Genomic DNA, 14417 nt, shown 5'->3' on the forward strand with positions numbered 1-14417 from the left:
TCGATAAAAACGTCTACATTCATTTTCATCTGTCTATCATCGACTTAACCGTTTTCCGTGTATACAGGCAAGTCGCCTGCCTACACTTTCATTTCTCTGAAATTCAACGACATGAAAAGCGTAGTGTATGTTTTTCGAGATTTCAAGAAATAATCATCGGATAAGCCCATATCACACCCCTAAAAACCACGTTCTTATCGCGCTGTGATATGAAAGCAAGCCTGTTTTCTTTCATATTTCACATAACAAGTGCCGAGTTTTCGCTGATCTCGCAAAACTTCGGCCAACACACTTTTGAGCGTCACCGCCCATGTTTCCACCTGCGGAGGAAGTTCCGGATCTTGCACGCGAATGTAGTGGTTGTAAGAAATATCAAAAGTCGTTCCGTAGCGATGACAACTCTGTTCGGAAGCATTGGCATTTCGTTTACGCAATCGGGCAATGTCGTTTTCGGTGCGCAATACGGACGTGACGATGAGTTTATGAAACGGTATGCCTTTCGAGGCAAGACTATCGAGAAAAGAACGTCCGATTTCGTCAAGCAGGGTCGCTGCTCTCGGCACGAGATAAGGAATGCTGTGGCTGAGCGGTTTGACCTTATAGTAAGGGCTGTCGCCCACATACACCAATTCCTTGATGCGGTGAGCGGCTTCCTCGCGATCCGCGCATTTCTTCACGCCGATGCGATAAGCCGTGGCCAATTGCACATCATTGAGATCGGGAAAAGCCTCTTCAAACGAAGCAACAGAAGTGACACGATTCCGCACCGGCAACCCTCGTTCATCCAAAAGGCGGAGCGGACGGCGCGGGTTTCGGAACAAAGAATCCACCCGTCGAGCCGCCGCCACAATGGGATCAATGGGTGCTGCAACCGTGACGGGGTCATCACACAAGCCGACGGGATTTCCGCCGGCAATCGAAGGGAAAAGGAGTTTCACGCCGAAAAGCAACAACGCCGTGCTCCAAAAGAAAAGAAGAAAGTGTTTTTTGTTGTTTTTTGTGCCGTTAAAACTGCGCATGATAGATGTGTCCTATTCTCCTGCAAAAATAAGAATAAAATAGCAAAATTCTTGTCTTTTCGGTGCTTAAAACGTAATTTTGCAGTCAATACACGACGTTACTATTTTCCACCGAATGATAGAAAAACATTTCATCCTCGAAGAAGCCGATCCCGCCACGTTTTTCGGCATCGGCAATGCCAATCTGCGCTTATTGCGCGCCCTCTCTCCCAAGCTCCGCATCATCGGACGCGGAAATGTGCTGAAAGTAATGGGGGCAGACGAAGACATGGCCGATTTCGAGGAAAGTTTCGAGCATTTGCAACAACATTGTGCGAAATACAACGCGCTCTCGGAAGAAAATGTGATCGACATACTCAAACGCAGTTTGCCCAACTCCACTGCCGATGGCGACGCCATTGTCTTCTCCACGAGCGGCCGCGCGATTTCTCCCCGCACCGAAAATCAACGCCGCCTTGTCGAAGCCTATCGAAAGAACGACATGATTTTTGCGATCGGCCCTGCCGGAAGCGGTAAGACCTACATGGCCATTGCCCTTGCCGTTCGTGCGTTGAAAAACAAGGAAATCAAGAAAATCATACTCAGCCGGCCTGCCGTGGAAGCCGGCGAAAAGTTGGGTTTCCTGCCCGGTGATATGAAAGACAAGATCGACCCCTATCTTCAACCCCTCTACGACGCTCTTCAAGAGATGATTCCGGCAGCCAAATTGCAGGAATACATGGAGCAAAACGTCATCCAAATCGCCCCTTTGGCTTTCATGCGCGGCCGTACGCTCAACGATGCCGTCGTCATTCTCGACGAAGCCCAAAACACCACTCCCGCCCAAATCAAAATGTTTCTCACACGAATGGGGTGGAACACAAAGATGATCATCACCGGCGACCGCACGCAAATCGATCTTCCCCCCTCGCAAAAAAGCGGCCTCATCGACGCCGAAAACATCTTGCATAGGGTGGAAGGCATCGCATTTGTGGAAATGACACGCAAAGACATCGTGCGCCACAAACTCGTCACGCGCATTGTCGAAGCTTATGAAACAGAGCAAAAACGCCGCAAGACCTCAACCATGGAAGAACAGCACATGCCCAATATCCACCCTCAATAAATTCACACACTATGAGTGCTCTTACCCAAACCGATTTCAACTTTCCCGGCCAACAGAGCGTGTACCACGGCAAGGTGCGCGATGTCTACAACCTCGGCGACCGCCTCGTCATGGTGGCCACCGATCGCATTTCGGCTTTCGATGTGGTTTTGCCCGAAGGCATTCCTTTCAAAGGTCAAATGCTCAATCAGATCGCCGCAAAGTTTTTGGATGCCACGACCGACATTTGCCCCAACTGGAAGCTCGCCACTCCCGACCCCATGGTGACGGTAGGCGTGATGTGCGAAGGCTTTGCCGTCGAGATGATTGTGCGCGGCTATCTCTGCGGCAGTGCATGGCGTGCCTATAAAAACGGCGTTCGAGAAATATGCGGTGTGAAGCTCCCCGACGGCATGCGCGAAAACGAGAAATTCCCCACCCCGATCGTGACCCCCACAACAAAAGCCGCTATCGGAGAGCACGACGAAGACATCTCGAAAGCGGAGATCCTTGCACAAGGTCTTGCCACTCCCGAAGAATACGAGGTGCTCGAAAAATACACCCTCGCCCTCTTCCAAAGAGGAACGGAAATCGCCGCCGAGCGTGGGCTGATCCTCGTGGACACCAAGTATGAATTTGGCAAGCACAACGGCACGATCTACCTCATGGACGAGATCCACACTCCCGATTCGAGCCGATACTTCTATGCCGAAGGCTACGAAGAGCGTTTTGCCGCAGGCCAACCTCAGAAGCAACTTTCCAAAGAATTTGTGCGCGAATGGCTGATGAACAACGGCTTCCAAGGGAAAGAGGGACAAAGCATACCCGAAATGACTCCCGAAATCGTCGCCGGCATATCGGAACGTTACATCGAACTCTATGAGCATATCACCGGCGAACCTTTCAATCGCGAGGCCGATGAAAATCTACATGCCCGCATTGAGAGAAACGTGACCGAATATCTGACGAAATAGACCACTGCGCCTCATAACGTCACCATACGACACTGCAAGATGCCATACGACACACTGCACGTCACCATACACAACATCTCCGCCCCGAAGCCGTCGAACTTCGGGGCGGAGATCTTTTTGGAAGAGGCTCTATAACACTCTTTTAGCGGATACGTTCTTTGAGAAGCTTTCAACCCAATTCCACAATCGTGATGCCGGCTCCTCCAAACTGTACATGCTCATCCCGATAAGACGAAACGCCGGCCACCGTGTCGAGATAGCGGCGGATCATCGTGCGAAGTGCCCCCGTCCCCGTTCCGTGGAGGATGCGCACTCTGCGCTGTTCGAGCAAAATGGCATCGTCGATGAAATAGTGTACCGCCGTGACGGCTTCTTCGCCGTGCATGCCGCGCAGGTCTATTTCCGGACGGAAACGCAGTTTTTTCTCATACATCGCATCGCGCGTTTCCTTACTGATGAAAGTGGACACTTTCGAAACCGTCGGTTTTTCTTCGGGCTTTTCGGTGGCTTCGAGCCGTTTGAGCGGAACGGTGGTCAGCATCACGCCAAACAAGACACGCGCCGTTTTTCCTTGAATACTCTCCACACAGCCCACAACGCTCTGGCCCTTGATGCGCACATATCCTCCGACCGTCACAGCCTTTCCCGTCGCCATGGGCGGCGTGTCCGAAGCGGAGGCCTTTCCGTCGAAAGCAACCGTTTCCGAAGCAGAAGGTTGATTTTTTCGATCTTTCCGGCGTTCCTGTCGGCGGCGGATCTGTTCCATTTTTTTGGAAATGGCATCGGCTTTCGCGGCAGCATCGGTTTCTGTCACATTCTGCCGGAAATCTTGCAGTTCTCGTCGTGCGAGCTGTGTACGTTCGCGCTCGGCCTGACTTTCTTTGATCGCGCGTATCGTGTTTTCAATCATCGCATTCGACTCCTGCAACAATCGTTCGGCCTCTTGGCGCGCTTCGGTCAGCACCTCTCGTTTTTCTTTTGAAATCGTCGACAGTTCTTCTTCATATTTGGCGATGGTCTGTTCGAGTTTCTTTTCGCGATCGTGGATATTTCTTCGTTTGTTTTCCCAATACATCTTGTCGCGAACGATGTCTTGCAAATACTTATCGCTCATGACATAGTCCTTTCCCACAAGATCGGAGGCATAAGCGATGACACTTTCCGGAATACCGATTTTGCGGGCGATTTCCACGGCAAAGGAGCTTCCCGGATTGCCGATCTGCAAAACAAAAAGAGGTTGCATCTTCGAGCGATCATAGAGCATGGCGCCATTCACTACCGCAGAAGTCGTTTCGGCAAAGTGTTTGAGGTTCTGATAGTGGGTGGTGATGATGCCGCAGGCATTGCGCTCCACGAATTGTTGCAAAATGGCCTCTGCCATTGCGCCGCCGATTTGCGGTTCCGTTCCGCTGCCGAACTCGTCGATCAGCAGCAAACTTTTCGACGTGCAATGCTTCATCATGGCCTTCATGTTGAGCAGGTGGGAGGAATAGGTGGAAAGGTCGTTTTCCAAACTCTGTTCGTCGCCGATGTCGATGAAAATATCTTCAAAAATCCCGGCCGTCGAATTTTCTCTGACCGGCACAGGCATCCCGCATTGCAACATATATTGCAGCAATCCTGCCGTTTTCAGGCAAACGGACTTTCCTCCGGCATTGGGGCCGGAGATGAGCAGGATGCGTGCCCGATCGCGCAGCGTGATGTCGAGCGGCACCATTTTCTTGTCGTGTCGTTCGAGGCTTTGTTGCAACAACGGATGCCGCGCCTGCACCCAGTCCAATCTCGGTTCGCGGCGCAATCGGGGCACGATCGAACCGAAATTCTCGGAAAACACGGCCAATGCGCGCAAGTAGTCGATGTGTGCCAAGAAGTGCATCGAATGCAAGATGTCGTTGATGTGCGGACGAATTTCCGACGAAAGAATTTGCAGAATGCGAATGATTTCGCGTTTTTCGGCCGCTTTCAGTTCTCTGACACGATTGTTAGCATCGACCACGGCGGCCGGTTCGATAAAGACGGTTTTTCCCGTTGCGCTCTCGTCGTGAATGATGCCTTTGATTTTTCGTTTCAAAGCCGGCGCCACGGGAATCACGAGCCGTCCGTCGCGCAACGTGGGCGAAACGTCGCGTTCGATGTAGCCCTCGGCCTGTGCTTCGTTGATAATGGAGCGCAGCGAGTGGCTGATGCTCCGTGCCGTCACCTCCATGTTGTGGCGAATGCTCAGCAGTTCGGGAGTGGCCGTGTCTTTCACCTTGCCATACTTATTGAGCACGGTGTCGATGCGGCGAATGATTTGAGGAAAACACCCGATGCCTTCCGTCATGCGAAACAAGGCCGGATATTTTGCGTTTTTGCCGCTCTCGGCGGCCGCCCTTTCATCCGCATTTTCTTCATCGGGAGCGTCGGGCACCTCCTCGTCTTTACGCAGAAAGCTCACCAAGCTCACCACCGTTTGCAAGGATCGTTTCAGATCGAACAGATCGAGTTCTTCCAAATAGGTGCGTTCGGGGCGAATGCGCATCAGCGACTGGCGAACATCATAGAAGTTTTCTTCGTAGACATCTTCCTCTTCGGCCATGAAAAGGCCAAATTCGCGTGCCTGCTCCAAAGCCTCTTTCACCTCTTCGTAGCACGATGAAAAGCGGACATGGTTGTCCACCCACTCTGTGCCGAGAGTAGACATACATCGCCCTTTGAGCAACGTGCGCACTTCCGAAAATCCGATTTTACGTTCAAAATGGTCGGGATATATCATGAATATTTTTTTCTTTTTCGACTGCAAAGATACGACTAAAAAACGAAAAATCGGCTTCTCCCACCGACACTCTTTCCACTATCGTCCACACGACACATCGCCCACACAACACATCGCTCGTCGCAGCCTCCGCCTGAGGCTCACATTTTCTCTGCAACTTGTTTTCACGGCGGCAAAAATGCTTTCTGCTTCATCTTCGTCCTCTCTTTTCCCTTCTTTTACACCTGTTTTTTTGTTTTTGCCGTTTTGCCTTCGCAAAACCAAACAAGACACTGAAAATCAGCAAGGAAGCTGCGAAGGCAAAGTGAAGGCAAAAGTTCCGATCAAATTGCAAACAACTGAAATTCAAACCATAACGGTGAAAGCAAAACGAAGGTTTTGCTTTCACCTCCCTTCACTGCTTCGCCACAAAAACACGCGAACAGGAACCGGTGAAGGAAAAAAATGGCGACAAACAACTGACACACAACCTATTGCAAATCCCACTTTCGTTTTGCCTTCACTTCCCTTCACCAAAAACGCGCTGAAACACAACACATTGCCCCATTTTGCGAAGGCAGTGAAAGCAAAAACAAAAAACATAAGTAACGCGCGCGCATGAGAAAAACGCATATCCGAACAACATTCGACACTTCCGCCCGTCACCGCCTCCCATGCAGAAATGTTTTCCTCCCATGCAGTTTTTTCTAACTCCATGGTAATTTCCACTTCATCACTTTCAAGAAAATCCGCATCCTCTCCGACAACGAGGAAGCCGTTTTTATCTTTTCTCCATTCATCGAATCCGAAAAATCGACAATAAATGCTTCATCGCCCCTCGCTTCAAAAAAAAGGAAAATATAAAGCAAGGAAAATAAACTACCCGCAACATCCCTCCCTATTCTCTTCGCGTCCGTGCGAGCCGTTCATCATTGAAAATTCCATAGGCTTCGCTTATTTTTCCGAAAGCAACACAAGTCTGCGAAAAAACAGGCGATTTGCAAAAATATAGGCAAAGAATTTCCGTCTAAATTTCGCAGATTAGGTTAGAAATGTTATTTTTGCACTATAAAATACATCATAATGGAATTTACTGCCCAACAAATTGCAAATATCCTTGAAGGAACGGTGGAGGGAAATCCGGATGCCGTGGTCAAGACTTTTGCAAAGATTGAAGAAGGACAACCGGGGGCCATTTCTTTTTTGGCCAACCCCAAATATGCTCATTATCTTTATGAAACCCGCTCTTCCGTAGTTCTGGTCAATCGCGATTTCACCCTCGAACGAGAGGTAAACACCACTTTGGTGCGCGTGGCCAACGCCTACGAGTCGATCGCACGCCTGCTCTCCGTCTACGAGTCGATGACCCAAAAACGCAGCGGCATCCATCCGCTTGCCTGCGTGGCCGAAAGTGCCCGACTGGGCGAAGACGTTTATGTCGGTGCTTTTGCCTATATCGGCGACGGAGCGACCATTGGCTCCGGCACTCAAATTTATCCCCATACGGTGATCGAAGAGAGAGTATCGGTAGGCGAAAACTGCATTTTCTATCCCAATGTCAGCGTTTATCACGATTGCAAAATCGGCAATCGGGTCATTCTCCACAGCGGCTGCGTGATCGGTGCCGACGGCTTCGGTTTCGCTCCGGCGGCAACAGGCTATGAGAAAATTCCACAAATCGGCATAGTCACGATCGAAGACGATGTGGAAATCGGTGCCAACAGCTGCATCGACCGCTCAACAATGGGCAGCACCTACATCCGCAAAGGCGTGAAGCTGGACAACTTGGTGCAAATCGCTCACAATGTCGAAGTTGGATCACACACGGTGATGTCCGCACAAGTCGGTGTTGCCGGCAGCACGAAAGTGGGACAATGGTGTATGTTTGGCGGACAAGTCGGCATATCGGGACACATCAGCCTGCCCGATCGCACACAGGCCGGAGCACAAGCCGGCCTGCACACCGGACGGACAGACGGACGCCCCTTAATGGGAACACCGGCCATCGACGCCCGAAATTTTGCAAAATCGAGTGCCATTTTCAAAAAACTTCCCGACATGCGAGAAGAAATGATGGCCTTACGCCGAGAAGTCGAACAATTGAAACTACAAATCGAGAATACAAAGAACCGCGAATAGTGACACCGGCAACACGAGGTAGCGTCGCGCGCTTCTTTTTTTTAGAACATCAGTAATGCAACAAACACTTCAAGATAAATTCTCCCTATCCGGCAAGGGGCTGCACACCGGGCTGAATCTCACCATCACCTTCTGCCCCGCTCCCGCTGACCACGGTCTGAAAGTGCAACGAGTAGACTTGGAAGGAAGCCCCGTCATCGAGGCCTTGGCCGAAAATGTCATCGACACCTCTCGCGGCACGGTCATCGGAAATGCCGACCTCCGCGTTTCAACCATCGAACACGGCCTTGCCTCACTCATGGCATTGGGCATCGACAACTGTCTGATCCAAGTCGACGGCCCCGAATTTCCCATTCTCGACGGAAGCGCACGCTTCTACGTGGACAACATCCTACGCGTGGGCATTGTCCGTCAAGATGCTCCGCGACGTTATCTCACCATCAGCGAACCTCTCGAATACTACGACGAAATATCCGGATCATGCCTGCGCATCGAACCGTCCGATCATCTCAGTATCGACTCCACCATCGAGTTTCACGACAGCCAGTTTGTGCAGACTCAACGAGCAGCCATGACAGATGTCAATGACTTTGCCGACGAAATCGCTTCGGCGCGAACGTTTGTTTTCGTTCGCGAAATCGAACCTCTTTTACAAATGGGACTCATCAAGGGCGGCGACCTGACCAACGCGCTCGTCATCTACGAACGCCGCATGTCGCAACAACGCCTCGACGCCTTGGCGGACACTCTCGGCGTCGAACACCGGGATGCAGACCATTTGGGTTATCTTCAACAAAAGCCTCTCACTTGGGAAAACGAACCGGCACGCCACAAGCTCCTCGACATCTTGGGCGATTTGGCACTCGTCGGCCGCCCGATCAAGGGGCACATCATTGCCGTGCGCCCCGGCCACAAGGCCAACAACAAGTTTGCCCGCCTCCTGCGCGCCAAACACTGCTCCTAAACGCCCGAAAAGACGGCAACTCCCCGCATCGGAACTCCCGACAAGACAACCGACCGAGCTTTAACCCGGCAGAGGCTTTCCCTTTCTCCGCTCATCTTTCAAACAACAATGCCCTATGATTTCTCCGCTCGCTTACATTCATCCCGATGCCAAAATCGGCGAAAATTGTGAAATCGGTCCTTTCTGCTTTATTGACGCCAACGTCGAAATCGGCGACAACAACCACCTGATGAACTCGGTGACGTTGCTGAGCGGCACACGATTGGGAAAAGGCAACACCCTCTTTCCCGGATCCGTAGTCGGGGCCATTCCCCAAGACCTCAAATTCAGAGGAGAAGTGACCACTGCCGAAATCGGCGACAACAACACCATCCGCGAAAACGTCACCATCAATCGGGGAACCGCCGCCAAAGGCAAAACCGTGGTCGGCAGCAACAACCTTTTAATGGAGGGCATGCACGTCGGACACGACAGCATCATCGGCAACGGCTGCATCATCGGCAACTCAACCAAAATCGCCGGTGAAGTCGTCATCGACGATTTCGCCATACTCAGCGCAAACGTCCTTGTGCATCAGTTTTGCCACATCGGTTCCTATGTCATGGTCAGTGGCGGCACCCGAACAGGACAAGACGTCCCCCCCTTCTGCATCGCAGCCCGCGAGCCCGTGGCCTACTGTGGCTTGAACCTCGTAGGGTTGAAACGCCGCAATTTCCCCATAGAGGTCATCAACGCGTTGCACTCCGCCTATCTGATTCTCTACCAAAACTCGAAACTCTTCAACGAACGTATCACGGAAATCCGCGAAACCGTTCACCCTTGCAAAGAGGTGGACTATCTTCTCGACTTTTTGATCAATTCAAAACGCGGTTTCATAGGAAAATAAATTACTCTCATGCAATATCTCATCCGCGTCATCAGCGAAGAAAGCGAAGACTTTCGCCGCGACATCTTGATTGACGAAGACGCCACTTTTCTCGAACTCAGCAACTGCCTCCTCGAAGCCTGCGGCTATCCCGACGACCAAATGACTTCTTTCTACGTCTGCAACGAGGAATGGGAACGCGGCGAACAAATCACGCGCGAAGACGTGCGCGACTCCGCACAAGATCAAGACATCTTCACCATGGCCGACACGGCACTCACCGACTTCCTCGACAACGGCGTCACCCATTTGGAATACGTGTTCGACCCTTTCAACGATCGTGTGTTCTCCCTCTCCGTACGCGACGAACGCACCGGTTGCGGTGCGGCCGAAGTGGTGAAATCGGTGGGCGAAGCTCCACGACAAATCGGAGATATGGATTTGAGCGATGCCGCTTTGGCCGGAGGCGGAGGCAGTGCCGATTTTTCGGAAGACTTCGGCATCGAATCTTTCAACTCCGACGAGATAGACCTTGAAGGTTTTGAAATTTCAGAACAAGAATATTGACACGGCATCGGGCAGTTGCGCCCACACTTCGCAAGGGCGGAAGCCTCATGCACCTTCTTCCACACCCTCCTCTCGGCATCGCAAGATCGTTAAAGAGGAGGGTGTCTGTTTGTCGAATTGTTTTTTCTCTTTTTTCCATCCTCTCCTCTCATGCTCCCCACTCTCTTTGTGCTTGTCGGATCCACGGCTGTCGGAAAAACCGCCCTCAGTCTGCGTGTGGCCGAAATGTTGCAATCGCCCATCCTCAGTGCCGACTCCCGACAGATGTTTCGCGATCTGCCCATCGGCACCGCCGCACCCACTCCCGAAGACAGAGCTCGCGTTAAACACTATTTTGTGGGCACGCTCGGATTGGAAGATTATTATAGTGCAGCGCAATATGAGCAAGACGTACTTGCCTTGACGAAACACCTTTTTGAACAACACGACGCTTTGCTCCTGACCGGCGGCAGCATGATGTATGTCGACGCCGTGTGCAACGGCATCGACGACATTCCCACTATTTCCTCCGATATTCGCCACGAAGTGGCAGCCGATTTTGAAAAAAACGGTTTGGAACCGCTCTTGGCAGAACTGCAACGCCGAGATCCCGAATATCACGCCATTGTCGATCCGTGCAACCACAAACGCGTGGTACACGCCCTCGAAGTCATTCGACAAACGGGAAAGCCACTCACGGTTTTCAGAACGGGACAGCGCAAAAAACGACCGTTCCGTGTGGTAAAAATCGGATTGCAACGCCCTCGCGAAGAACTCTTTGCACGCATCAATCATCGCACAACGCTCATGGTCGAAGTCGGTTTTCTCGACGAAGCCCGCCGCGTGATGCCGTTCAGATCCTGCAACTCGCTCAACACCGTGGGATACAAAGAGATATTTCGATACTTCGACGGAGAATGGGCACTCGACATGGCACTCGACCGCATCAGAAAAAACACACGGGTCTATGCCAAGAAACAGATGACATGGTTTGCAAAAGATCAAGACATTCGATGGTTTCACCCCGAAGAAGAAGACGCCCTGCTCCGTTTCGTGCAACAATCTCTCTGAGTGTTTCACCGATGCTTGAAGCGTTTTTTCCGCACAGGACAGCTACCGATCGGCAACGTAGAAAAAAAGAAATAAATTTGGCTCTTTCTCGGCTTTATCGTACATTTGCCTAAGATTTAGCACATTGACTTCACGTATGGATCTACAACAAAACAGTTTTTTCGGACGTCTGATTCGTCTCTTTTTATGGACGCTTCAACCGTTCCGAAGCTTTGGAACGTGGTACAAGAGTTTGTATCGCGGTGTACCATGGTGGAAAAAACTCGGTATCGGTACGCTATCTTTTATACTCTTCCTTTTTTTCTACGCCTTTGCCGTTCAAGTCAATCTATTTTGGCTGTTTGGCAAATCACCATCGTTAGACAGCATCATTCATCCTCAAAATCCTGCCGCCTCCGAACTTTACAGCGACGACGGACGCCTTTTGGGTAAATATTTCAACGAGAACCGCTCCCCTATACCTTACGATTCCATTGCCCCGGCTTTCATCGATGCCTTGATCAGCACCGAGGACGAACGCTTTTACAGCCACCGAGGGGTGGACGTTGTGGGGATTTTTGCAGCCTTCAAAGACGCTTTCACCGGTAAGGCAAGAGGAGCTTCGACCATCACGCAGCAATTGGTGAAAAACATGTTCAGAGTTCGCACCGAATATTCGTCCGGTCTGCTCGGACACATTCCCGGAGTGAAGATATTGGTGATGAAAAGCAAAGAAATGATCATCGCCACCGAACTGGAAATGTTTTGCACCAAAAAAGAAATCCTTACCATGTATGCCAACACGGTGGATTTCGGCTCCAATGCATTCGGCATCAAAACGGCAGCCCAAACCTATTTCGACACCACTCCCAGACAGCTCAAACCCGAAGAAGCCGCAGTATTGGTGGGATTACTCAAAGCCACTTCGGCCTATAACCCCAAACTCAATCCGAAAAACTCTTTGCGCCGTCGCAACGTAGTGCTTGACAACATGCGCACACACGGCAAACTCACCTCCGAAGAGTGCGAACACCTCAAAGCCACTCCCATTGAATTGAAATTCAAGGTCGAAAGTGCTTACGACGGCACCGCTCTTTATTTCCGTCAGGCAGTGGCCGAAGAGTTGAAACGCATCATGCCCGACCTCGATCCCTATCGCGACGGCTTGAAAATCTACACCTCCCTCGACAGTCGCATGCAACACTATGCCGAAGAGGCGATGTTGGAACAAATGCGCAAAGTGCAACGCAATTTCGAAAGCCATTGGGGACGGAAAGATCCTTGGGCAGACGCCAAAAACAATCCCATTCCCCAATTTTTGGAAGAGAAACTGCGTCAGACCAATGCCTACAAAATGCTCGCCGCGCGCTATCCCGACGACCCACAGCGCATACGGGAAATGCTCAACACGCCACACCGCGTCAAGCTGTTCAGCTACGACGGAACGATCGAACGTGAAATGTCGTCGGTAGACTCTCTGCGCTACATGCTTCGTTTTCTCCATGCCGGCTTCATGGCAATGGAACCCGAAACGGGCTTTGTGCGTGCCTATGTGGGCGACTTGGATTTCAACACGTGGCAACACGACAAAATCAGCTCCACCCACCAACCCGGTTCCACGTTCAAACTCTTTGTCTATGCCACGGCTATCAAACAAGGTTGGCTGCCGTCTGACGCTCGTCTGAAAGATGAATACATCCAAATGGACGTCATCGACAAAGACGGCAAACCTGCCATTTGGCGACCTCACAACGCCAACGGCAACTTCTCCGGTGCCCACCTCCCCCTGCGTGCGGCATTTGCGCAGAGCATCAACACGATCGCCGTGAAGCTGGGGCAGGAAGTCGGCATTGACAACGTCATCAAAACCGCCCAAAGCATGGGCATCACCACCCGATTGGAAAACGCTCCCTCCCTACCCTTGGGGCCGAGCGACGTGACGCTCAAAGAACTCGTGGCCGCCTATGCTTCCGTGGCCAATCGGGGAGAATATGTCGCTCCGAGAATGATAACGCGCATTGTGAATGCAGACGGAAAGGTCATCTATGAAGCCAACCGCGAAGTGCACACCGTCATGAACGAAAAAGAAGCCTTCTATCTGCAAACCCTCCTCAAAGCCGGCGTGAGCGATGGCGGCGGCACTTCGCAAAGTCTGGGAAGTGCTTCCTATTTGGGACAGTGGTATTGGAACAAGTCGATCGACGTCGGCGGCAAGACCGGCACCACCAATTCCCACGCCGATGCTTGGTTTGTGGGCGTCACGCCGAAACTCGTCGGAGGAGCGTGGGTCGGGGGTGAATACCGACAAATCCACTTCCGAACGGGAGCACTCGGACAAGGCTCCAAAACGGCACTCCCCATCTTCGGTTTGTTCATGAAGAAAGTGCTTTCCGACGACCGTCTGCGCCCGAAATATCTGGCAAAATTCACCATGCCCGAAGGAATCAATCCGGCAGATCTCGAAGGACGCATAGAAATCGAAGAGCCCGACAGCCTTGACATAGACAGTTTGGCGTTCAATCCTGACTACCCCGATGAAATCGGCCGCGAGCTACCGCCGCCCGACATCGAAAATTTGGACGCTCCGACACCTGCACCGGCCGAGCCTGCCCCCTCATCGCCCACACCTTCCGTGAAAGAAAAAGTGCGCCCGGCAAAAGAAGAAAAACCCAAACCGATGCGTGAGAAAGACAACCTTTTCGATTAAACACGAGGCTGTATACAAATATGCACTGCACCCCAAAAGTCTTGTCATACTTTTGGGGTGCTTTTATGAAGTACCATTATGAAATACTCTGCCTAAGAAGCAGGAAATTCTAACTAACGAGTAGAAAATTCTAACTAACGAGTAGAAAATTCTAACTAACGAGTAGAAAATTCTAACTAACGAGTAGAAAACTCTACCTAAGAGGTAGAAACTCCTAACTAACGAGTAGGAAATCCGAACCCAAAGGATACTGTCCTATAAAAGTGTGTAAGCTCCAAAGTTCTTATCTTTGTGGTGAAATTCGAAAACAGACTAAGAACAATGAAGCTTACGAT

Annotated in this window: 10 protein-coding genes and 1 pseudogene; 9 read left to right on the top strand and 2 right to left on the bottom strand. The window is 51.3% G+C overall.

Annotated elements, in window-relative coordinates:
- Positions 1 to 194: 194 nt before the first annotated feature.
- Positions 195 to 1019: a DUF5715 family protein gene (locus EII14_RS07950; RefSeq protein ID WP_124932011.1), complete on the bottom strand. Its 825-nt coding sequence runs from the start codon at positions 1017 to 1019 to the stop codon at positions 195 to 197.
- Between the two features lie 115 nt (positions 1020 to 1134).
- On the opposite strand from EII14_RS07950, the gene EII14_RS07955 reads away from it, so the two are divergent.
- The gene (locus EII14_RS07955; RefSeq protein ID WP_124932012.1) at positions 1135 to 2124 is read left to right on the top strand and encodes a PhoH family protein; all 990 of its coding nucleotides are present in this window, start codon (positions 1135 to 1137) and stop codon (positions 2122 to 2124) included.
- A gap of 11 nt (positions 2125 to 2135) precedes the next feature.
- Positions 2136 to 3077 (top strand): phosphoribosylaminoimidazolesuccinocarboxamide synthase, encoded by a 942-nt coding sequence (locus tag EII14_RS07960; protein ID WP_124932013.1) that lies wholly within the window; start codon positions 2136 to 2138, stop codon positions 3075 to 3077.
- A gap of 169 nt (positions 3078 to 3246) precedes the next feature.
- Here the strand turns inward: EII14_RS07960 and EII14_RS07965 are convergent, their stop codons facing one another.
- On the bottom strand, positions 3247 to 5832 hold the full coding sequence (locus tag EII14_RS07965) for an endonuclease MutS2 (protein ID WP_124932014.1): 2586 nt from the start codon (positions 5830 to 5832) through the stop codon (positions 3247 to 3249).
- A 178-nt stretch (positions 5833 to 6010) separates the two neighbouring features.
- On the opposite strand from EII14_RS07965, the gene EII14_RS09345 reads away from it, so the two are divergent.
- From EII14_RS09345 to EII14_RS08000, 7 genes and pseudogenes are all read left to right on the top strand, one after another.
- The gene (locus tag EII14_RS09345; RefSeq protein WP_124932015.1) at positions 6011 to 6433 is read left to right on the top strand and encodes a hypothetical protein; all 423 of its coding nucleotides are present in this window, start codon (positions 6011 to 6013) and stop codon (positions 6431 to 6433) included.
- A 461-nt stretch (positions 6434 to 6894) separates the two neighbouring features.
- Positions 6895 to 7950: a UDP-3-O-(3-hydroxymyristoyl)glucosamine N-acyltransferase gene (gene lpxD, locus EII14_RS07975; RefSeq protein WP_124932016.1), complete on the top strand. Its 1056-nt coding sequence runs from the start codon at positions 6895 to 6897 to the stop codon at positions 7948 to 7950.
- A 55-nt stretch (positions 7951 to 8005) separates the two neighbouring features.
- Positions 8006 to 8896 (top strand): annotated as a pseudogene (locus EII14_RS07980) (UDP-3-O-acyl-N-acetylglucosamine deacetylase); the annotation flags it as partial.
- 133 nt (positions 8897 to 9029) lie between these two features.
- Positions 9030 to 9800: an acyl-ACP--UDP-N-acetylglucosamine O-acyltransferase gene (gene lpxA, locus EII14_RS07985; RefSeq protein WP_124932018.1), complete on the top strand. Its 771-nt coding sequence runs from the start codon at positions 9030 to 9032 to the stop codon at positions 9798 to 9800.
- A 9-nt stretch (positions 9801 to 9809) separates the two neighbouring features.
- Complete coding sequence (locus EII14_RS07990; RefSeq protein ID WP_124932019.1) at positions 9810 to 10346, top strand: hypothetical protein; 537 nt, start codon at positions 9810 to 9812, stop codon at positions 10344 to 10346.
- Positions 10347 to 10496: 150 nt separating this feature from the next.
- Positions 10497 to 11396 carry a tRNA (adenosine(37)-N6)-dimethylallyltransferase MiaA gene (miaA, locus tag EII14_RS07995; protein ID WP_124932020.1) on the top strand — a complete coding sequence of 300 codons (900 nt, stop codon included), beginning with the start codon at positions 10497 to 10499 and terminating at the stop codon, positions 11394 to 11396.
- Positions 11397 to 11532: 136 nt separating this feature from the next.
- Positions 11533 to 14082: a transglycosylase domain-containing protein gene (locus EII14_RS08000; protein WP_124932021.1), complete on the top strand. Its 2550-nt coding sequence runs from the start codon at positions 11533 to 11535 to the stop codon at positions 14080 to 14082.
- Positions 14083 to 14417: the final 335 nt, after the last annotated feature.

This window comes from Alloprevotella sp. OH1205_COT-284 (assembly GCF_003859795.1).
In the GTDB taxonomy this organism is placed as follows: Bacteria; Bacteroidota; Bacteroidia; order Bacteroidales; family Bacteroidaceae; genus Alloprevotella.

Excerpts from the sequence above, each read along its gene's own strand:
- EII14_RS07950 (WP_124932011.1), bottom strand. The coding sequence starts at position 1,019 with ATGCGCAGTTTTAACGGCACAAAAAACAACAAAAAACACTTTCTTCTT.
- EII14_RS07955 (WP_124932012.1), top strand. The coding sequence starts at position 1,135 with ATGATAGAAAAACATTTCATCCTCGAAGAAGCCGATCCCGCCACGTTT.
- EII14_RS07960 (WP_124932013.1), top strand. The coding sequence starts at position 2,136 with ATGAGTGCTCTTACCCAAACCGATTTCAACTTTCCCGGCCAACAGAGC.
- EII14_RS07965 (WP_124932014.1), bottom strand. The coding sequence starts at position 5,832 with ATGATATATCCCGACCATTTTGAACGTAAAATCGGATTTTCGGAAGTG.
- EII14_RS09345 (WP_124932015.1), top strand. The coding sequence starts at position 6,011 with ATGCTTTCTGCTTCATCTTCGTCCTCTCTTTTCCCTTCTTTTACACCT.
- lpxD (WP_124932016.1), top strand. The coding sequence starts at position 6,895 with ATGGAATTTACTGCCCAACAAATTGCAAATATCCTTGAAGGAACGGTG.
- lpxA (WP_124932018.1), top strand. The coding sequence starts at position 9,030 with ATGATTTCTCCGCTCGCTTACATTCATCCCGATGCCAAAATCGGCGAA.
- EII14_RS07990 (WP_124932019.1), top strand. The coding sequence starts at position 9,810 with ATGCAATATCTCATCCGCGTCATCAGCGAAGAAAGCGAAGACTTTCGC.
- miaA (WP_124932020.1), top strand. The coding sequence starts at position 10,497 with ATGCTCCCCACTCTCTTTGTGCTTGTCGGATCCACGGCTGTCGGAAAA.
- EII14_RS08000 (WP_124932021.1), top strand. The coding sequence starts at position 11,533 with ATGGATCTACAACAAAACAGTTTTTTCGGACGTCTGATTCGTCTCTTT.